The sequence below is a fragment of the Arthrobacter sp. Y3224055 genome (assembly GCF_059090825.1).
Window position 1 is genome coordinate 303,297 of record NZ_JBNHGB010000004.1, and the last position, 19,933, is coordinate 323,229.

The following is a 19,933-nucleotide window of genomic DNA, read 5'->3' on the forward strand; positions in this document are numbered from 1 at the left end:
GCATCCCCGCGGCGCTGCCGGCCGCGGGGATGCGTGGCGTGCTATTCCTTGCGCAGCTTGTCTTGGACTGCCCCGGCAGTCTTCTCGACCAGGTTGGGAAGCTCCGTGGTCCCGTAAAAGCGTGCGTCCGGGTGGGTCGGCTTGGGCATCGGGGCTGCAGTGGTGGGGCCGTCGTGGTAGGTGAACTCGCCCTTGCCGTCGGGGGAAGCCCCGCTCGCCCAGGACCCTTGTGCCGCGGCGGCCCCGTCGGAGAAGTTCTGGTACTGGTAGGCCACGTCCCGGTTCTCTTTGGACAGCGGGAAGTTGCTCGGCACCGGCAGGGTTTCGGACCCCTCTTCCTGGAGTTCCCGTGCCGCGGCGATCCACTGGTTCTGGTGCATGGTGTCCCGGGCGAGCAGGAAGGAGAGCATATCGCGCACGCCGTGGTCGTCCGTCATGTGGTAGAGCCGGGCTACCTGCAGCCGGCCCTGCATCTCCGCGTTCGCGTTGGAGGTGAAGTCTGCGAGCAAGTTGCCGCTGGCGGTGATGTAGCTTCCCGACCAGGGGTTTCCGTTGCTGTCCACCGGGCGGGCGCCCGCGCCTGCGACGATGGCCTGCTGGACATCGGTTCCGCCCACCACCGCGGCGATCGTCGGATCAGACTGGACGGCTTCGTCGGTGATGCCGAGCGGGGCTTTCTCCAGCAGCTGCGCAATCATCTTGGCCAGCATCTCCACGTGGCCAAACTCCTCCGCGGCAATGCCGAAGAGCAGGTCCTTGTACTTGCCGGGGATGTGGATGTTCCACGCCTGGAAGCTGTACTGCATGGCAACCGTGATCTCGCCGTACTGACCGCCCAGGACCTCCTGAAGTTTCCGGGCGTAGACGGCGTCCGGCTGGTTTGGTTCGGCTTTGTATTGGAGCTCTTGTTTATGGAAGAACATCTGCGGCAACCTCCGCGAAAATGGGCTCGCCGTCGCTACTGCCAACTCATCTGTCCGGGCTGGCCACGTGCGGGCCGGATGCCTTCCACGCTAGGCACGCTGAATTTAATAAGCAACCTTAGTGACCGGCAGCGGGTTGCCCGGACTTCGATTGAAGCCAGTCCTTCGGCAGCACGCGGGTCAGGGCGGCGAAGCGTGGATTTTCATAGTCCCCTGCGGCACAATTGCCGCAGGCACACCGCCCAGATCCACTCCGACGACGGCGAGAGGTGTTCCGTATGCGCCAGGCAGGTTTGGCCGTCGCCCACGGCGTGTTCAACGTGGCCTTCGGGGTGTGGCCGCTGCTGCACTACCGCAGCTTCGAAGCGGTGACTGGGCCGAAAGCGGAGCCTTGGCTGGTCAAGACTGTCGGCGGCCTGATGATTGCGGCGGGCCATGCGCAGATCAGGGGCGCCGGGACTTCCGACGGCACAGCCGCTGCCCGGCGGATTGGCATGGGGGCGGCTGCCACCTTTGCGGCCGTCGACATCCTCACCGCGGTGCCCGGACGGATCAGTAGGATCTATCTTCTCGACGCCGTGGTCGAGGCCTGCTGGCTGGTCGCCTGGGCGCGGCGCCCGGTCTAAGGGCGTCGCCGCTTGCGGGTTCCGCGGAGCCCGGCGCGCGGGTGCCGCCGCTTCCGCGTCCTTCGGTAACCGGCCACCGCCAGGCCTGCCAGTCCGCCGGCCATCACACGGGCGCGTCCCGAACGCCAGTTCCCGCTGACTTTGTTCGACGGCGGATCCGGGGCGAAAACAGTTCCCGCCGATGGCGCGACGCCCTGTCCCCGAAGTGCCAGGGTGTCCATGAGTGGCCCCGATACGCGGTCGTGCAGGCCCGGGAACCAGCGCTGGAACGGAATGAATACGTGCTGGAGCCGGCCCACCACCACCTGGCGGCGGGGCTTTGAGGCCATCCGGGCGATGACCTTGGCCACCCGGTACGGGCTGACGACCGGAGGGAGGGGGTGGACGCTGCGGCCGGTGTAGTTGGCCGCGTGCTGGAAGATCGGAGTGTCGACGGTGGCGGGCAGGACGGTGCACACGTGGATGTCCTTCTCGTCGAGCAGTTCCTGTCGCAGCGCGTTGGCCAGCCCCAGCAGCCCGGCATTGCCGGCCACATACGCGGACACGTAGGGCGTGCTGATCTTGGAGTAGACCGAGCCGACGAGGATCAGGACTCCACGCCGCTGCCGTCGGAATTGCGGCAGCACGGCCCGAATGCTGTCGGCCTGGCTTAGCAGGTTCGTCTCGACTATCTTCCGAAACACGTCGGCCGGTGTTTGTTCGAACGTGCCGTAGCCATAAACGGACGCAGCCCCGATCCACACGTCGATCCGCCCGAACCGGTCCAGCGCAGCTTGAACCAGCCTCTCGGAGCCGCCCTCATCCGTGATGTCGGTGGGCACCGCGATGGCCTGTGCACCCAGCCTTGAGCACTCGGCCGCCGCCTCGTCGAGGCTGGAGGCGCTGCGCGCCGCCAGCACCAGGGCAGCTCCGCGCTTGGCCAGGATCCGGGCTGTCGCCCTGCCGATTCCGCTGGAGGCTCCGGTGATCACGGTGACCGGGCCGGTGGTCTGATCGGTGGACCGGCCGGTTGCCCGGCTACGGGGTGATTGCTCTGCCAATGCTTCTCCTCGCCTGGCCCTCTGGCGGACGTGGCATCAGCGTAGACCGCTACCCCGGGCCTGGCTAGGCGGCGGGACCTTAAACCGGCAGTGGCCCTGCCGTGTGACGGCCCGCCGGTCCGGAACAGCGGCGGCAGGAGCTGCCGCATCTGGTTTTCCGCACAGTAAAGGCAGCCGAATTCGGCTGAGGCTGGCTGCGGGGGCTTAACTAGTAAGCAAGCTTATTGTAGAGTGTTTTGATCAGGGTCCATATCGAACGGCGTCGGGGCACGCACCTGCCAAGGCGTCAGAGGGGAAGATCGCCATGGCAAGAGAAGGCAACGTCCAGGCCCGAAGCACCGGACGGACCCCGCTCCAGACGGCGGCAATGGTCTTCGGTGCCGTTTTTCTGTTGATCGGGCTCTTGGGCTTCATTCCGGGAATCACCTCAAACTATGACCAGATGTCATTCGCGGGACACCAGTCCGAAGCCATGCTGATGGGCGTGTTCCAAGTTTCGATTCTGCACAACATCGTCCACCTCCTGTACGGCGTGGCAGCATTCGCGCTCGCGAGGACTGTGTCCGGTGCCCGGAACTTCATGATCTGGGGCGGCGCGGTCTATCTGGTCCTCTGGCTGTACGGCCTGTTTATTGACCAGCAGAGCGCAGCCAACTTCGTGCCGTTGAACACCGCGGACAACTGGCTGCATTTCGTCCTGGGCGTGGTCATGATCGCCCTCGGCCTGCTGCTCGACCGCCGGCGCGACACCAGCGCTCGCGGAACCGCTGCCGGCCGGGCCTGAAGCGGCCGAATATCGTAGTCCGCCAGGCCCGAATCCCGTAGTCCGCTAGGCCTGCGGGGCAGGGGCGAACGCGCCGCCGGCAGCAATTGCTCCGGCGGCGCTATCTGCTGCCCCTCCGCGTCGTGCTGCCCATTCGGCTGGCGCTGCCCATTCGGACAGTTCCAGTTGGCTGCGGTATTCCACCGGTCGTCCGCTGATCGGGTCGGTGAAGGAGATGCCGCGGGCCAGTAATTGCAGGGGACGCTCGAAGTCGTCAGGAGCCTGGTCCAGCAGCACCGGGTAGAACGGGTCGTGCAGGATCCCGATGCCCAACGACGCCAGGTGCACGCGCAGCTGGTGGGTCTTCCCGGTATGCGGTTCCAGTTTGTAGCGGCCCAGCCGTCCGCGCTGTTCCAGCAACTCGATCCGGGTCTCCGCGTTGGGCTCTCCCTCGACGACCTCGGCCAGCAGGTAGGTGCGGGACTTGACCATGCGGTTCCGCACCGTGTGCGGGAACTGCAGCCGCGGATCCACCGGTGCGATGGCCTCATATTCCTTCTGCACCAAGCGTTTCTCGAAGAGCACCTGGTACTTGCCGCGTGTGGCGGGATTAGTGGAGAAGAGCAGCACTCCGGCGGTGAGGCGGTCCAGCCGGTGCATGGGAATCAGATCCGGGATATCCAGTTGACGGCGCAGCCGGACCAGCGCCGACTCCTGGATGTAGGTGCCACCGGGGGTGGTCGGAAGGAAATGGGGCTTGTCCACCACCAGGATGTTCGCGTCCTGGTGGAGGATGCTGATCTCCACCGGCAGCCGCTTCTCCCGCGGCAAGGTCCGGTAGTACCAAATGAACGTGTGGGCATCCAGCGGGGTGGTCCGGTCCAGCACGGCTCCGCCTTCGCCAACGATCTCGCCGCGGTCGAAGCGGTCCCTGATACCGTCGGGATCCACATGGCCCCACCGGTGGAGCATGTAGTCCAGCGCCGTTTCCCACGGCCCCTCCCCGGGGAGGCGCAGGCGGGTGGCGTTGACGCCGTCGCGCACCGGTAGCGGGGATTCCATCACCCATCAAGGGTACCGGGTGGCACCACCCGCAACCGCAATGCTCAGGGACAGCCGGTGACCCGATAGAGCTTTGCTTCGCCTTCGGAGTCCACCAGCTCGAACCCGTTGGCCTCGGTCAGCTCCTGGAGGCCCGGCACCGAGGTCCTCTCGCCGGGGTGCACCGAGTGGTCTCCGAAGTCCAGCACGAACTGCACGTTCTGGGCCTCGACGGCGGCGCACACCGCCGGATCCGTCTTCATCTGATCCAGTTTGTCCATGATGAGCTTGCCGTCCACCCGCGGGGACGTGACTCCCGACGGGACCAGCGCGGGACGCCCGGTGTAGGCGTAGGACAGCGAGGCGCCGGTGAGCGGGTTGCCGGCGATGACCGCGCCTTCCGGAACGTGGGCGGGAATCCTCTTGATCAGCGCGAGCTCGTCCGCGGTGAGCAGGTGGGAGCTGTCCGTGAACCGGTACTTGGCGGCGGCCTCGGAAATGCCCCGCTGCACGGCAAACAGCGGCACCACTGCCAAACTGGCGACCACCAGCAGGCCTGTGGCGGCCGGCCGGAACCACGACGGCTGCTTCTTCTCGCGACGAACCAGCGTGGCCCGGAAGAAGGAGCGCGCCGTCCCGGCCAGTGCGACGCCGCCGATGGCTGCGATCAGCAGTCCGGCCACCGGAAGCATGGCGCTGATGCGGAAGAAGTCGTTGTACCAGATACCGGTCACCCACCAGCGCAGGCCCGGCATCTGGTGCCAGTTGCCGATCACGTAGAGGGCAGCCGCGATAGCGTACATTGCCAGCGCGAAGCGGTTTTTGCGGAGATTGAAGACGACCGCGGCGCCCACGATCGTCAGGACGGTCGCGAGGATGGAGATGGGGCGCTCGAGCGGCGAATGCAGCACCACGTCGGCCAGGGCCTCGGCGGCACTGCCCAGGTTGTCCCAGTTGGTGCTGCTGCTGCGGGCGGGCCGGAGCGTCATCCAGAGCGCGGCCAGCACCACCAGATAGGCGACGGTGCCCGCCAGGGCGCGCCGTCGTCGTCGTTGTTCGCCGGAGCGCAGCGCCGGGTGGGCGGCCGCGAAGATCGGCGGCACCGAGAGCGCCAGCAGTCCCATGATGGTGGCGGGATGGGACAACGCCATGCCCGGCAACAGTCCGATCAGCAGCAGCACGTTGCCTTCCGTTGACACACGCGTGTGCACGCCCACCCGGAGCAGTTGCAGCACCACCCCCAGCGCGGCCGGAAGCATGGCGATGGAGAGCATGAACGGATAGACGACGCCGAACTCCAGCAGCAGGTAGGGGAAGCTGCTGTAGGCGAGCGAGAGCACCGCGGCGACCAGCAGCGGCATGGTGCGTTCACCGGTGATCCGGCTGACCAGGAACAGGCAGCCGCTGCTCCAGATGCCGGTGATCAGCACCAGGTTGGTGATGTTGATGGCGGCCGCCGGCTGCAGCCCCGCGGTGATCATCACCAGGGAGACCACGTCGTGCCAGCCCGCCGGGTAGAAGGTGCCCCGGTCCGTGGTGCCCAGATAGCCCAGCGTCAGCGAGGAGGCGTTGCCCGAGTCGGAGATGTAGCGCAGCGCGTTGAGGTGGAAGATGTTGTCGTGTGACTGCGCGATGTTGTCCGGGGCGCCGAAGATCCAGAGCATGGCGGCCGCCAGCGGCACCGCCGACACCGCCCAGGCCAGCACGACCGACCGCCAGGGCGCCGGCCGGTCCGGGGTTTCGGGATCGTGGTGCAGGCGGTGGCCGACGCTGCGGCGGAGCAGCCAGAGCAGGACGGCCACGACCACGGTCACGGCCAGAAGTTGCGGCCAGGCCCAATCCAGCCCGACCAGGCGGCCAAGCTCGGCGGCGACCACGATGGCGGTGACGCCGAACGGGCCGGCCAGTGCGACCAGGGACAACCGGCGCAGACCGAGCACTGCACCCCAGAGCAGGCCGGGTCCGAAGACGAGGACGATGGCCAACAGCGCGGCCGGAATCGTCTGCAGCCAGCTCATGGGCCCCCTTCGTCGGTCATCGTCACCATATTACGGTTTGTGCTGCCCGGCCGCCGTCGGAGCAGGCCACGGGGGGCCTGTGGCAGGCGGAGGGCGGCCCCCTGAACCGGGGGCGGCGGGGTGTGTCGGGCGAACGCCCCGCGCGTCAGGGAGCCAGCGGTTGGCAGTGCGGGCAGAAGTAGACGTCGCGCTGGTCGGCGTCGGTATTGCCTTGCTGGTCGTGGACAATCGGGGTGCCGCAGCGGCCGCACGGCCGGCCGGCCCGCCCGTAGACCCAGAACGATTCGCGGCGGGCGGGCGACGCGGTGGTGCTGCGGCTGCCGCGATCCTTGTTGACCTCCAGCAGTTGCTTGGACTTCAACACCATGGCAGGGAGATCCGGCACCTGGCCCACCGGGGTGGACGGGTGCACCCGGGCAATGAAACAGACCTCGCAGCGGTAGACGTTGCCGATCCCGGCGAGGTTGCGCTGGTCCAGCAGGGCCAGCCCGATCGGGCGGTCCGGCTCCTGCCGCAGCCGCCGCAGCGCCTCCGCCTCGTCCCAGTCCGGCCCAAGCAGGTCGGGACCGAGATGCCCCACCAGCGTGTCTTCCTCGGTCCGCGGCACCACGTCCAGCGCGGCCAGCGCGAAGCCAACCGCCGTCGTCGCGCCGGTGGAGAGGATGAGGCGGGCCTGGAAGGCGGGTTTGCGCCAGCGCTCGCCGGGTTGGTAGATCTGCCAGCTGCCGTCCATGCCCAGATGCGAGTGCACCGTCAGCGGGCCGATCCGCATCAGCAGGTGCTTGCCGCGGGAGCGGACTTCGTCCACGGTCTGCCCGGACAGGTCCAGCGTGGCATAGCGCGGCACGCGGAAGTCGCTGCCGGTGAGCTGTTGCCCGGCCAGCGCCGCATGCAAGCGCCGGGCGGCACGCCAGATGGTGTCCCCTTCAGGCACGGAACCTCAATCCCCGTGGGGTGGAATAGAAGCCGGCATCCATCAGCGCATGGGCCAGGGGCGTGTCCAGGATGCCGGCCCCATTGACCTTTTCCACGGCCATCTTGTCCGCGGCACCGCGACGGATCACCTGCACCAAGGCCCGGGCACACAACGCCAGCGCCTCCTCATCCTCGGTGAAGGCCAGCAGCGTCTTGCCGCCACGTTCTGCGTAGAGGGCAAGCTCTCCGTCCACCAGGACCACCAGCGCGCCCGCCTTGCGGCCGGGCCGGTGGCCGGAGTCCTGCGGGGGCCAGGGCAGGGCGGCCCCATAGGGGTTGGCCGGATCGGTCGCAGCCAGGGCCACGGCCGACGGCGCCTGCTCACCCAGCTGCGCATCGCGGCTGAAGGAGCGCAGCCGGTCAACGGTGGGGGAGACCGCGAACTGGGCCGCCCCGAGGTGTTCGATGAAGTAACCGCGGCGGCAGCGGCCGGTTTCCTCCAGTTTGCCCAGCACCTTGTACATCAGCCCGAACCCGCCCGGGATCGACTCGGCGGCCACCGAGCCCCGGGTGACCACGCCGTAGCGGTCCAACAGCAGTTCGGCGGTGGCATGTGCGCGCACGGTGGGCTCGGTCTCCGGCGCCGGCAGCAGCGACCAGCGCCCCGCGACGGTCGGTGGCGCGGTGCGCGGCTGGCCGGGACCCCTGCCGGTACCCGCCCCGGCGCCGCCGGGTTGCAGGCCGGTTCCGTGCAGTCCGGGCAGGCGTCCGAGCCGGCCCAGCCGCGCCGAGCGTGCCCGCGGCGGTGCGTTGCGCTGCCGGTGCGAGGTGGTCCCGCCGGCCAGCAGCGAACGCACCGGGGCGAACGTGTCGTTGGTGATCCGCCCGGCCCACAGCAGGTCCCACAGCGCGCTGGCGACGGCGTTGTCCCCCGGTTGGGTGCCGCTGGCCGCGAGCAGGTCGGTGAGCTGTCGGAAGAAGTAGGCGCCGCCGTAGCCCCCGGTCCCGGAGAGCGCGTTGAGCAGTTCGTATTGCAGCACGCTGGGTTCGAAATCGGGTTGGGGATTCAGCGTCAGGTGCGCGGCGTCGGCCAGATGCAGGCTGATCCAGCCGTCGTTGCCGGGCATCGAACCGGCGCCGGCGATCAGGATTTCGCCCGTGGCGGTCAGCTCGTCCAGCATGGCGGGGGCGTAGTCGCTCACGCGGGACGCCAGGATGAGGGGTTCCCACGCCGACGCCGGGATGGGTACCCCGGACAGTTGGTCCACCACCGTGACTACGCCGTCCAGGCCGCGCAGCTTCGCCCCGACGTTCTGCCAGGTCGGCAGGAACCGGCCGTAGGTGGCAGGATCCACCGGTTCGACTTCCTTGCGCAGGGCGGCCAACGACCGGCGGCGGATCTTGCGCAGCACCTCGACGTCGCACCATTCGGTCTGGCGCTGATCCGCCGGGGCCGGAGAAGCCACGTCGGCCGTGCCGTGGGCCCCGCCCTCCTCTGCGGGCGGTGCGCCGCCGGGCCGGAACTCGCCTTCGACCACGCGGCCGTCCTTGAGCAACCGCTGCAGCGCGGTGTGCACGACGGCGGTGCCCAGGCCAAGCCGCCTGGCACATTCGGCGGCGGTGAACGGGCCATGGGTGCGGGCGTAGCGGCTGACCAGGTCGCCGAGCGGGTCGGCCACCGGCTCGATGAACGCCAGCGGCACGCCCACGGGCAGCGGCACGCCGAGGGCATCGCGCAGTCGGGCCGCGTCTTCCACCGCCGCCCAGCGTTCGGCGCCGGCGACGCCCACTTTCAGGGCGCGGTTGGCCCTCGCCAGCTCGGCGACCAAGGGCTCAACGTCGGCAATCCCGACGGGCGCGCCGCCGGCGGGAGCGGGGCCGTCGACCGAGGCATCCGTCGACCCATGCGCCGGTCCGTCCACCGGCGTCACGGGTCCGCTCGCCGGTTCGGCGGGCCGGACGCGGGCGGCGATCTCCGCCGTCGTCAGCGGTCCCAGCAGCCGCAGCAAGTCGGCGATGCCCTCCGCGCCCCGCACCTTGCGGTCCTCGGTCAGCCGCTGCAGCTCCTGCTCGGTCCGGGCGATGATCCCTTCGTCCAGCAACTCACGCAGTTCGGCCCGGCCGAGCAGGTCGTTGAGCAGGCCCGGGTCCAGCGACAGGGCCGCGGCCCGGCGCTCGGCCAGCGGGGAGTCGCCTTCGTACAGGAAGCTGGCCACGTAGCCGAAGAGCAGCGAGCGGGCGAACGGCGACGGCTGCTGGGTGGTGGTTTCCACCAGGCGCAACTCCCGGCGCTCGATCCCGGCGGCAATCTCCTTGAGCGCGGGCAGGTCGTAGACGTCCTGGAGGCATTCGCGCACCGTCTCGAGGATGATCGGGAACGTCGGGTACTTGCGCGCCACATCCAGCAGCTGGGCGGAGCGTTGGCGCTGCTGCCAGAGCGGGCTGCGCTTGCCCGGATTCTTGCGCGGCAGGAGCAGGGCGCGGGCGGCGCATTCGCGGAAGCGGGAGGCGAAGAGCGCGGAACCGCCCACCTCCGCGGTGACGATCTGGTCCAGTTCCTCGGGGTCGAAGAGGAACAATTCGGCGCCGGGCGGCTCTTCTTCCATCATGGGCACGCGCAGCACGATTCCGTCGTCGGCGGCCATGGCGGAACCGTCCAGCCCGTACCTCTGATGCAACCGGGCGCCGACCGCCAGCGCCCAGGGCGCGTGAACGGGCATGCCGAACGGGCTGTGCAGCACCACGCGCCAGTCGCCGAGCTCGTCGTGGAAGCGCTCCACCACCAGGGTGCGGTCGCTGGGAACATCGTTGGTGGCCTGCTGCTGCTCGGCCAGGTAGGCCAGCAGGTTCCCCGCAGCCCAATCGTCCAGCCCGGCGGCGGCCAGCCGCTCGCGTGCCGGCTCCTCGGCCGTGCCGGACACTTCCCGGACGAAGCGGCCCAGCGCCCGCCCGAGCTCCACCGGCCTGCCCAGTGAATCGCCTTTCCAGAACGGCAGCTTGCCCGGCTGCCCGAAAGCGGGGGAGACGAGGACGCGGTCGTGGGTGATGTCTTCGATCCGCCAGCTGGTGGCGCCCAGCGCGAAGACGTCGCCCACGCGGGATTCGTAGACCATTTCTTCGTCCAGCTCGCCCACCCGGCGGCCGCCGCTGTTCTTCGCGTCCTCGGAACCCACCAGGTAGACGCCGAACAGCCCGCGGTCCGGGATGGTTCCGCCGGAGGTCACGGCCAGCCGCTGCGCCCCGGGCCGGCCGGTGATGGTCCCGGCGACCCGGTCCCAAACGATCCGCGGGCGCAGTTCAGCGAATTCGTCGCTGGGGTACCGCCCGGCCAGCAGGTCCAGGGTGGCCTCGTAGGCGGAACGCGGCAGCGTGGCGAAGGGCGCGGACCTGCGCACGACGTCGAACCATTCCTCCACGTCGACGGCGCCGAGGGCGGTGGCGGCCACGGTCTGCTGGGCGAGGATGTCCAGGGGATTGGCGGGGATATACAGGGGCTCGATGCGGCCGGCAAGCATCCGCTCGACCGTCACCGTGGTATTGACCAGGTCATGGCGATGCTTGGGAAACAGCACGCCTTGGGACACCTCGCCGACCTGGTGCCCGGCACGCCCTACCCGCTGCAGGCCGCTGGCCACCGACTGCGGGGATTCCACCTGCACCACCAGGTCCACGGCACCCATGTCGATGCCCAGCTCCAGGCTCGACGTCGCGACCACGCAGCGCAGACGTCCGGACTTCAGGTCGTCCTCGATCTGCGCGCGCGCCTCCTTGCTGACCGAGCCGTGGTGGGCTCGGGCGAGGACGGCATCCGCGCCGGAGGCCGAACCGGCCTGGGCCATGATCTGGGCCGGCGGCTTGGTCTGCGTGCGGGAACCGGAACCGGAAGCTGAACCCGAACCGGAACCGGAACCCGAGCCGGGCCCCGGACCGGGAGCGTTCTCGGCAGCGTCTTCATGGGCGGCGGCGGTGCCCCAGACGTCCTCGCCGGACAGCGGGAGGGACTCGCGTTCGGTCCAGATTTCGTTGAACCGGGCGGTGAGCCTCTCCGCCAACCGGCGCGAGTTGGCGAAGACGATGGTGGACCGGTTTTCGGCGATCAAGTCCACGATCTTCTCTTCGACGTGCGGCCAGATGGACGCGGGCTGCGCGCCGGCGCCCAGTTCCTCCTGGCTGGGCGAGGCCAGCGCGGTCATGTCCTCCACGGGCACCGTGACCGTCAGGTCCCATGACTTCCGGGCGGGAGGGGCGACAATCTCCACCGGGGAATTGCCGCCCAGGAACCGGGCCACGGTATCCAGCGGCTCGACGGTCGCGGAGAGGCCGATCCGCTGGGCGGGCCGCTGCAGCAGGGCGTCCAGCCGTTCCAGGGTGACCGCCAGGTGCGCGCCGCGTTTGGTCCCGGCCACGGCGTGCACTTCGTCGATGATCACGGTGTCCACCGACGCCAGGGTTTCCCGCGCCCTGGAGGTCAGCATCAGGAACAACGATTCCGGCGTGGTGATCAGGATGTCCGGCGGGTGGGTGAGCAACCGGCGCCGTTCATTGGGCGGGGTGTCGCCGGAACGGACGCCGACGGTGATGGACGGGGCGGGCAGGTCAAGCCGTTTGGCGGTCTGGGTGATGCCGATCAGCGGCGCGCGCAGGTTCCGCTCCACGTCCACACCCAGCGCCTTGAGCGGCGAGATGTACAGCACCCGGGTGCCGCCGGACTCCTCGCGGGCGGTGCGTCCCCGTTTGGGCGCCGCTTCCGGCACAGCGGCGGGAGGTTCGGCCTGCGTCTGTGCCCGGGAGATGAACGTGTCCAGCGCCCAGAGGAAGGCCGCCAGGGTCTTGCCGGAACCCGTGGGCGCCACCACCAGGGCATGGGAGCCGGCGGAAATGGCGTTCCACGCACCGGCCTGTGCGTTGGTGGGCGCGGCGAAGGCGCCGGCGAACCACTCGCGGGTGGCCGGGCTGAAGCGTTCGAGCACAGACGTCGTCATACCGATGTCTTGAGCCTAGCGGCCGGCACCGACGCTGTGCAGTTCCCGGTGTGCAGTCCGGGGAGCGGGCGGGCGGCTACGGGGCCTGGAAGGTGCCCACGGTCATCAGCACCACGGAGGAGTCCGAGCAGCCGACCGTCTCCTGCTTCGCGACGAGCGATTCCTTTTGGTTCGGCGGGTAGACCCTGACCCCCGCCACATCCGTGAGTCCGCATTCCTCGCCGTAGTTCTGCGCGTTGGTCTGCTGCAGCTGCGCCTCGGCGGTTCCGCCCGGCTCCAGCGTGACGGCAGCCGCCGCTGCGGCCGGGTCCCGTTCGGCCGGCGCGCCCACCTGTGCGCCGTCGGCGTCGACGTAGGAGACGCCGGGGTACCCCTGGAGCGTGCAGGACCCGGTGCCGGTGTTCGTCAGTACCAGCGTGCGGTAGACGCTGCCGGCGGCCCCGCCGCCGGGTTTGGTTTGAATGGCCGCTTCCAACTGGTCGGTGCGGCAGGAACCGTCCGCGGCGCCGCCGCCGGACTCTGGGGACGCGGTGGCGCTCCCCGCGCTTCCCGTCTCCGGGGCGGGTGCGGGGGACGACGACGGCGCGCTGGCCGCGGGGGCGGACGACGCAGCGGCGGTGCCGGGTTCCTGAGCCGGTTGCCCGCATCCGGCCAGCAGCAGGGCGGATCCAACGAACAGGGCCGCGGCGGCCGGGCGCGCTTGGAAACGATTCATCATGGTCATATTAAACACCCTCGCCAGCCGCCCTCCGGCTTGGGACTCCAGCCGGCGGACGGCCGCCTTCAGGCGGGCCGCCCGCCGGGAGCAGCTTGTGGGTCAGGGCCTCTTGCGTGTGCGGACCAGCGCGGTCACGCCGGCGGCCAGGCCCAGCACGCCGGCCCCGAGCCCGGTCCAGCCTGCCACCGTCGCCGCGCCGTTGCCCGCTGCCCCGGCCGCCCCGGCATCCGGAGCCGCGCCGTCGTCGTCGTGCCCTCCGTGGCTGTTGGCGGATGCTTCGCCGATCACGAACGACGGAGCCGGGGAGTCCAGGTCATGGGGATCTTGGCCCTCCGCGGGCAGCTCTGCCCAGTCGATCTCGCCCTTCTCGCAGGTCTGCAGCGTGGGGAAGGCCAGGCTCTCGCCGGGGGCATCGGGCAGCAGCATTTGGAGCTGCAGCGCGTCGCGCAGCCCGTCGGCCACCGGTTCCTTGGCCGTGTAAACAATCTGGCTGACCCGCTCGGTGATGGTGGCCCCGCTGTCCAAGGTTATGGGGGCATCGAGGGTTTCGGTCACCTTCTCAACGTCCCAGTTGGGGTGCACGGTGGGCGTGGCGTCGGCCAGCTGCTCGGGCAGCGAGATAGCAATCTTCGTGGTCGGTGAACCCTCACATCCATGGGAGAAGGAGAACGTCAGCACGGAGCTGCTGCCGGCGGCGTTGTCCTCGGGGGTGACGCCCACGTGGGCGGAGGCTGCTCCGGCGCCAACAGCCAACAGGCCAGCCGTGGCTCCGACGGCCAGTAAAGAGCGAAGGGTAGTGCGGTGAATGGTAGTCACAGAATGCCTTTCGGGAGGCGCTGGGCCGCGGTCCGCGTAGCAAGGCCATAGCGGCCCGTCGCGGCGCAGGGCCGGGGAATCGATGATGTTTAGGACTTGGGTTAGGTCCGGTTTTGGAAGCTCGCCGGCACCGGCGGTCCCCGCAGCGGCACGAGTGTGACCAGGTACTGGGTTAGGAGAGGCAACGGATCCTGCTTGGCGGCAAGGGTGACGCCGGCGGGCGGCAGCGCCGTCACGGTCGACTGGCGGACCAGCGGACGCAGCCAAGCGGCCAGGCTCCACAGCGCAGCCTCGCCGCGCGCCAACATGAGCGCGGTCAGTGCTGTGGCCAGCACATGGGCGGCGAGCATGGCAGGCGAACTCCCGGCGTGGGATGTGGCCGCACAGTCGAGTGCCACGGCAGTGGATCCGGCGTGGCCCGCATGGCCCACGTGTACGGCGTGTCCGTCAGAGTATGGGTCCGGCGCGCAGCGGACGGCTGCGAGAAGTTCAAAGGCTTGGTGCAGTGCGAGCTGTCCGACGGCCAGTACCGCAAGGATCGTCACCAGTTGGAGTTTCCGCCCGGCCAGGATCATCACCGGCAACCATGTCAGCGCGCCCAGCGCCAGGACGACGGCGGCGGGTGGCAGGGTTCCTCCGGCCGCAGTGTGCGCGCCGGCGGCTACGCTGAAGACAGCGGCGGCGACTGCCGCGGACCGCCCGAATCGCAGCGCGCTACCCAAGATCATTCATGGTGGTAGGGACGCCCGCCGGCGATCTCCTGGGCGCGGTAGAGCTGCTCCATGAGGATCAGCCGGACCAGCTGGTGCGGGAAGACCAATTTGGAAAGGGACCAGACGAAGTCGGCCCGCTGGTGGATCGAGTCGTCCACCCCGTACGCCCCGCCGATGATCAAGGTGACGTTGCGGGAGCTGTCCAGCGGCTGCTGGAGGGTGCGCGCGAGGGTGGGCGAATCGATGTTCTTGCCGCGTTCGTCCAGCAGCACCACGAAGTCGTTGGCGTACTTGCCGCTGAGTTTGGCGAGCAGGGTTTCGGATTCTTCCTTGCGCGCGGCGTCATGCTCCCGGGAGGAATGGGGGATCGGCTGCCAGCTGACGTCGAAGGGCTTCTTCATCCGCTTCTCGTAGCGGTCGATTCCTTCCGCCACCCACGACTCGTGTTTGCGGCCGATGGTCAGGATGCGCAGGGTCATCCGGCTGATCCGGGGAATTTCCGGACGGTCAGGATCTGGGCGGCGCGGCCCACCGGACCCTGTTCGTCGAACAGTTCGGTGTCCGTCAGGCCGACGCCGTCGTCGCCAAAGCTCACGCGGGTGTCCAGGCCCGTCCACTCGCCCTGCGGCTGGCGGAACAGGTGGATGGTCAGGTCAAGGTTGGGGAACATGTACTCGCGCGGATCCTGCCGCACCGCGATGCCGTTGGCGGTGTCCACGATGCTGACGAAGCGCGCCAGCGGGTGGCTGTCCTCGCCCTGAACCAACGGGTGCAAGGTGCGCGCCCAGACGGTCCGGTTGCCGGGACCGAGGTCCGCCGCGGTGCGGAACTCCGTGGACCGGATGAAGCCGCCGTCCCAGACGCTGGTCATGGGCGCCGGGGGGCAGCCGGCGGGTCCGGGAAGGGGCCCGCTGAAGGTGCCGGCGACGGCAGCGGTATCACCGGTGAGCAGGCGCCAGGCCTGGGCGCGGATGGCCGTGCGGCCTTGCGCGGTGAAAGTGGCCTCCAAGAGCTCAATCGTCTTGCCCGGCCGCAGGACCCGGGTCTGGACCTCGAACTCGCCGCCGTGGATGATGCCCAGGATCTCGAAATTGATCCGGCTCATCACCATCTCGGGGCGGGGATGGTTGCGCAGCAGCTCGTGCACGATCAGGCCGGAAGCCGGTGCCATGTGCTGTTCGTGGTCGTTCCAGGCTCCTTGGGAATGCAGCGTGGATTGGAATTGTCCACCGTCCAGGCGCACGTAGTAAGCATCCGGAACTGTACCTCCATCGGCGCCGAGGTGCTCGGTGGCGGCAATGCCGGCGGTGGCCGCGGTGGCGGTGGAATCAACCATGCCCCCACTCTAGCCAAAGCGCGCGGCAGCCCCGCCTCCCGCACCACGGGCCCCACGCCGGCAAACGGCCGCTGCCGGGGTCACCGTTCTCCGACAGGGCGGGGATCGGGCGGGGGCGTCGGGGCAACCGGCTTGGCCGGCGGCGCCCAATCCAAGATGGCCGGCGGGCCTATCGCGTCACAATCCGCCGGCTCGGGCCGTGAGGGCTCCCGGGGCGGACTGGGCGGCTCCGGCTGCTCTTCCTCCTCGTCTTCGTCGCCCTGGTTTTCTTCGGCTGCTTCCACCGCTTTCCGGTAATCTTCCAGCGCCTTCTTGTACTCCTGCCGCGCGTTTTTGTACTCCTGCTCCGCGTTCCGGTTGTCCGCTTCGCACTGCGCCAGGGCGTTCCGGTAGCCGGCCCGTGCATTATCCCGCTGGGTGAAGAATGCCGATCGCTCCGCCAGGGCCTGCTGGTAGACGGCGTATTCGGCCCAGTAGTCATTCCACTGTGCCGCAATCTTGTCCCACTCCTTGTTCACCTTGGCCACCGCGGCGGCGTAGTCCTTGTACTCCTGCACGTCCGTCCGGTAGTGGTCGTAGGCGGCCCAGTAGTTCAGCACGGCCTGTTGCCATTTCCTGGCGCCGGCGGCGAGTCTCGACTCTGCGGCCTGGACACGTTCCCGGTTGGCGGCGGCTGCGTCCCTGGCGTCGAAAGGCACCGGTGACATGCCGGTGAACTCCCAGCCGCAGCCCGGCCCGGCGGCGTCCTCCGTCAGCAGATGGACCTTCGCCGACCTCGCGGGCTCCTTCGCGGGGCTCTTGGGCGGCCGGGGGAACTCCCGGGCGTCCGGCATCGGCGGCCAGACCGGGTAGGCCGGTAGGGCCGCCGGATTGGCCGGCTTGACCTTCAGGTCCGGTGCCGGGAAGGACACGGTCTCGTAGTCGGCGTCAGCCGGGGCCTTCGGCAGCGGAACGGCGGGGATGGATACCGTTCGGGTGATCGTGAACGGCTTGTAGCCGGCGGTCGACCAAGGGGAGCGGGCAGCGTCGCCGGCTTTGGATTCCTGGTCTGTGCAGACGTCGGCGAGCGCGGCCGCGAGCTTCTTGTCCAGTTGCCTGGCCAGTTTCTGCAGCGGTGCGGCTGTCTTTCCCGTCACGAAGGCCAGCACGTCCCCGCGCCGGAAGGTGAGCACCTGCATGGTGCCGTGGCCGTTCTTGGCCGCGTAGATCCGGTGGGCTTGGACGCCGGGGCCGTCCAGTTCCTCGCTCCGGACAGCAATCGCCGCCCCGGCGCAGTTGGCCGCGTTGTCCGCCAGCTCGTCCATGGCTTCGGCGCCGAGGCCGGCGGTGTAGGCGGCGGCGAGCACCTGCACCCTCTCGCCGCGCACCCTGAAGGAACGGGACAAAGCCACCGAGGGCGCCGCGCCGATATCGCACGCGTAGGGCACCGGCAGCGCCGCTCCGCGCTCCACCGGACCCTCCGGCTTCCACTTTCCGGGCGGTTCGGCCAGCAGCCCGGTCAAGGAAATGGAAGCCGGGCTGTCCGTGAGCACCGCGCTGATTGCCACCGGTGTGGCAGGCTCGGCCACCGCCGCGGCCTGTTCCTGCGCGAAGAACATTGGCAGCCCCGATGCCTGCAGGGCCACCAGCCCCGACGCGGTGAGGGACGCCAGGCACAGCGCACCGGTGGCCAGGGCAAGGGCCGGATGTTTCTCGAAGATGGACACCGGGACTCCTTACAACCCGTCGGGGACCGTGATGGCAGTGTTGCTGCCGGCGCTGAGCGTGATGGTCACTTCCTGGCGGAAGGTCAGCCTGCTGCCCGGCGGTGCCGACTGCGCGGTCACCACGTTTTGATCCACCCGCGGGTCCGGTTTGGCCGTTTCCTGCCCGACCACGGGCACCAGGTTGTTGCGCAGCAGCACCGTGATGGCCTCGTTTACGCCCAGTCCGCGGACGTCGGGCATGGACCGGGACGTTTTAACGCTGGTGGTCAGCGGGTCGGCCTCGGGCATCGGCTCGGCGGGCAGGCCCTTGTGCAGGCCTTCCATGGTGTCCTTCCATACGGGGCCGGCCAGTTCGGAGCCGGTGAGGTCGTAGAAGGTTTTGCCGTAGGCATGCACCGTCTTCAACGGGTGCTGGGCCCCGCCGCGGGGGTCGCCGAGCCACACCGCCGTCGCATACTGCGGGGTGACGCCCACGATCCAATTCGCGGCGAAGTCGTTCGTGGTACCCGTCTTGGCTCCGGCCTGGCGGCCCTTCGGCATGCCCAGGGCGCCCAGCGTGCCCGCCGGGTGGAACGGTTCGGTCAGCGCGTCCGCTACCGTGGCCGCCACCGAAGGGTCGATGGCCTGGTGGCAGTTTGAGGCGGGAACCGGGAGCTTCTCCCCGGTATCGCTGCGGATGGCTGCGGTGATGGTGACCGGCCGGCACAGCACCCCGCCGCTGACGAAGGTGGAGTAGGCGTTGGCCATCTCAAGCGGGGAAATCTCGTAGGAGCCGAGCGCCAGCGATGCCTCCCGGCCGTGCAGCTTATCGACGGGGATCGAGGTGATGCCCAGGGTTTCCGCGAACTCGGCGACTTCCTTCACGCCCGTGCGCTCGATCAACCGCACGAAGTAGATATTCACAGAAGCGCGCACGGCCTGGTAGGCGTCGATAGAGCCGTAATTCTCGTAGCCGTAGTTGTGGAAACCACCGGGCGGATTATCCAGCGAGGAGTAATAGGGGCCGTTGGCCAGCAGCTTTTGGCGCGGTGAAATCCCCTGGGACAGCGCCGTGGCGAGCACGATCGGCTTCATCGCCGACCCCACCTGGAAGGCGCTGTCGGCGAAGACCACCTCGGTCTTGCCCTTGCCTTCGCCCCAGGACCGGTTCTGTGCCACCGCCGTGACATGCCCGGTGCCGGGTTCGACGACGGCGGTGCCCAGCGCCGCGCGGTTCTTGTTGCCCATCGCTTTGCGCACGGCCTTTTCGGCCGCGTCGATGGCCTTGCGGTCCAAGGCCGTGGTCAGCGTCATGCCGCCGCGCGAGAGCCGGTCCCCGCGTTCTTCCTGGGTCTTGCCGAAGGCAGGATCGGTAAGAATTTCATCCCTGACCAGATCGCAGTAGAACGGGTACTCGGAGCCGCCGCAGCCCGAGGGCACAGACCCCGGGTCAAGGCCGAGCCCGCTGCCGCGGGCCGCCGCGGCTTCGTCCGCCGAGATCGCGCCATGCCGCTCGAGCACATTGAGCACGGTGTTGCGGCGGCTGAGCGCTCGATCCGGGTATTTCATCGGATCGTAGTAGACCGGTCCCTTGAGCAGTCCGACGAGCAGGGCCGACTGGGGCAGGGTGAGCTTGGCCGCCGTCGTATTGAAATAGATGCGCGCCGCCGCCTGGATGCCGTAGGCGCGGTTGCCGAAGTAGACGGCGTTGACATACATGTTCAGGATCCGGTCCTTATCCAGGCGCTTTTCCAGCTGGACGGCGTACTTGGCCTCCCGGATCTTGGCGTTGTAGGTTTCGCCCACCGCCACCGACTTCTCGGTTTCATCCCGGGCATTGTTGACGAGGATGTTCTGTACCAACTGCTGGGTGATGGTGGAGCCGCCCTGGCGCTCGCCGCCCACCGAGTTGCTCACCATCGCGCGGGTGACGCCCAGGGGGTCCACGCCGTGATGTTCGTAAAACCGGGAGTCCTCGGTGGACAGCAGCGTGTCCAAAAACGCGGGCGAGACCTGATCCAGGTCCACGTCAATCCGGTTTTCGCTGTAAAAGCGGGCGAATTCCTTGCCGTCCTTGTCGAGCAGGACCGTATGTTGCGGCAAGGCGGTGTCCAGCGGAAGCTCGGCGGGCAGGCCTTCCCACAGGTCCAGCACGGAATCCGTGGCAGCAGAGAAGGCGATGGCTCCCGGCGCTACCAGGGATCCGGTGCTGAGCGCGACGACGGCGACCGCACCGGCCCATCCGGCCACGCGGATCAGGGGGCCCTGCCGGTGCTCCGGCCGGGCCGCAGGCCGCAACAGCTCATCCAGCCCCACGGTTTCCCGTCGCCGGGGCCACCACCGCCGCGTTTTTCTCC

General features: G+C 69.0%; 15 protein-coding genes. 2 read left to right on the forward strand and 13 right to left on the reverse strand.

What is annotated here, in order from left to right:
• Positions 1–41: 41 nt before the first annotated feature.
• Entirely contained in the window at positions 42–923 is an 882-nt protein-coding gene (locus AC5RTY_RS11935; protein ID WP_494002263.1) for a manganese catalase, read from the reverse strand.
• A gap of 278 nt (positions 924–1,201) precedes the next feature.
• On the opposite strand from AC5RTY_RS11935, the gene AC5RTY_RS11940 reads away from it, so the two are divergent.
• Positions 1,202–1,549: a hypothetical protein gene (locus AC5RTY_RS11940; RefSeq protein ID WP_494002264.1), complete on the forward strand. Its 348-nt coding sequence runs from the start codon at positions 1,202–1,204 to the stop codon at positions 1,547–1,549.
• On the opposite strand, the gene AC5RTY_RS11945 is transcribed toward AC5RTY_RS11940, so the two are convergent.
• Entirely contained in the window at positions 1,546–2,589 is a 1,044-nt protein-coding gene (locus AC5RTY_RS11945; protein WP_494139587.1) for an SDR family NAD(P)-dependent oxidoreductase, read from the reverse strand. The genes AC5RTY_RS11940 and AC5RTY_RS11945 overlap by 4 nt on opposite strands.
• Positions 2,590–2,893: 304 nt before the next feature.
• On the opposite strand from AC5RTY_RS11945, the gene AC5RTY_RS11950 reads away from it, so the two are divergent.
• Entirely contained in the window at positions 2,894–3,373 is a 480-nt protein-coding gene (locus AC5RTY_RS11950; protein ID WP_494002266.1) for a DUF4383 domain-containing protein, read from the forward strand.
• A gap of 45 nt (positions 3,374–3,418) precedes the next feature.
• Here AC5RTY_RS11950 and AC5RTY_RS11955 read toward each other — a convergent pair whose 3' ends face one another.
• The 11 genes from AC5RTY_RS11955 to AC5RTY_RS12005 form a co-directional block, all read right to left on the reverse strand.
• A complete protein-coding gene (locus AC5RTY_RS11955) occupies positions 3,419–4,414 on the reverse strand; it encodes an RluA family pseudouridine synthase (protein WP_494075741.1) in 996 nt (331 codons plus the stop codon).
• A gap of 44 nt (positions 4,415–4,458) precedes the next feature.
• A complete protein-coding gene (locus tag AC5RTY_RS11960; RefSeq protein WP_494139588.1) occupies positions 4,459–6,411 on the reverse strand; it encodes a DUF6541 family protein in 1,953 nt (650 codons plus the stop codon).
• Between the two features lie 145 nt (positions 6,412–6,556).
• Positions 6,557–7,345, reverse strand: coding sequence for an Fpg/Nei family DNA glycosylase (locus AC5RTY_RS11965; protein ID WP_494139589.1), 789 nt, complete (start codon positions 7,343–7,345; stop codon positions 6,557–6,559).
• Positions 7,338–12,308 (reverse strand): Lhr family helicase, encoded by a 4,971-nt coding sequence (locus AC5RTY_RS11970; protein WP_494139590.1) that lies wholly within the window; start codon positions 12,306–12,308, stop codon positions 7,338–7,340. Before AC5RTY_RS11970 ends, AC5RTY_RS11965 begins: the two co-directional genes overlap by 8 nt.
• A 76-nt stretch (positions 12,309–12,384) precedes the next feature.
• Positions 12,385–13,023: a DUF4232 domain-containing protein gene (locus tag AC5RTY_RS11975; protein ID WP_494139591.1), complete on the reverse strand. Its 639-nt coding sequence runs from the start codon at positions 13,021–13,023 to the stop codon at positions 12,385–12,387.
• 102 nt (positions 13,024–13,125) lie between these two features.
• Positions 13,126–13,842, reverse strand: coding sequence for a YcnI family copper-binding membrane protein (locus tag AC5RTY_RS11980; protein WP_494139592.1), 717 nt, complete (start codon positions 13,840–13,842; stop codon positions 13,126–13,128).
• Positions 13,843–13,943: 101 nt separating this feature from the next.
• Complete coding sequence (locus AC5RTY_RS11985) at positions 13,944–14,570, reverse strand: hypothetical protein (RefSeq protein WP_494139593.1); 627 nt, start codon at positions 14,568–14,570, stop codon at positions 13,944–13,946.
• Entirely contained in the window at positions 14,567–15,034 is a 468-nt protein-coding gene (gene rlmH, locus AC5RTY_RS11990) for a 23S rRNA (pseudouridine(1915)-N(3))-methyltransferase RlmH (RefSeq protein ID WP_494002273.1), read from the reverse strand. Before rlmH ends, AC5RTY_RS11985 begins: the two co-directional genes overlap by 4 nt.
• The gene (locus AC5RTY_RS11995) at positions 15,031–15,891 is read right to left on the reverse strand and encodes a thioesterase family protein (protein ID WP_494139594.1); all 861 of its coding nucleotides are present in this window, start codon (positions 15,889–15,891) and stop codon (positions 15,031–15,033) included. Before AC5RTY_RS11995 ends, rlmH begins: the two co-directional genes overlap by 4 nt.
• Positions 15,892–15,971: 80 nt before the next feature.
• A complete protein-coding gene (locus tag AC5RTY_RS12000) occupies positions 15,972–17,597 on the reverse strand; it encodes a hypothetical protein (protein WP_494139595.1) in 1,626 nt (541 codons plus the stop codon).
• Between the two features lie 9 nt (positions 17,598–17,606).
• Positions 17,607–19,892, reverse strand: coding sequence for a transglycosylase domain-containing protein (locus AC5RTY_RS12005; protein WP_494139596.1), 2,286 nt, complete (start codon positions 19,890–19,892; stop codon positions 17,607–17,609).
• Positions 19,893–19,933 lie beyond the last annotated feature (41 nt).

Excerpts from the sequence above, each read along its gene's own strand:
- AC5RTY_RS11935 (WP_494002263.1), bottom strand. The coding sequence starts at position 923 with ATGTTCTTCCATAAACAAGAGCTCCAATACAAAGCCGAACCAAACCAG.
- AC5RTY_RS11940 (WP_494002264.1), top strand. The coding sequence starts at position 1,202 with ATGCGCCAGGCAGGTTTGGCCGTCGCCCACGGCGTGTTCAACGTGGCC.
- AC5RTY_RS11950 (WP_494002266.1), top strand. The coding sequence starts at position 2,894 with ATGGCAAGAGAAGGCAACGTCCAGGCCCGAAGCACCGGACGGACCCCG.
- AC5RTY_RS11955 (WP_494075741.1), bottom strand. The coding sequence starts at position 4,414 with ATGGAATCCCCGCTACCGGTGCGCGACGGCGTCAACGCCACCCGCCTG.
- AC5RTY_RS11960 (WP_494139588.1), bottom strand. The coding sequence starts at position 6,411 with ATGAGCTGGCTGCAGACGATTCCGGCCGCGCTGTTGGCCATCGTCCTC.
- AC5RTY_RS11970 (WP_494139590.1), bottom strand. The coding sequence starts at position 12,308 with ATGACGACGTCTGTGCTCGAACGCTTCAGCCCGGCCACCCGCGAGTGG.
- AC5RTY_RS11975 (WP_494139591.1), bottom strand. The coding sequence starts at position 13,023 with ATGAATCGTTTCCAAGCGCGCCCGGCCGCCGCGGCCCTGTTCGTTGGA.
- AC5RTY_RS11985 (WP_494139593.1), bottom strand. The coding sequence starts at position 14,570 with ATGATCTTGGGTAGCGCGCTGCGATTCGGGCGGTCCGCGGCAGTCGCC.
- rlmH (WP_494002273.1), bottom strand. The coding sequence starts at position 15,034 with ATGACCCTGCGCATCCTGACCATCGGCCGCAAACACGAGTCGTGGGTG.
- AC5RTY_RS11995 (WP_494139594.1), bottom strand. The coding sequence starts at position 15,891 with ATGGTTGATTCCACCGCCACCGCGGCCACCGCCGGCATTGCCGCCACC.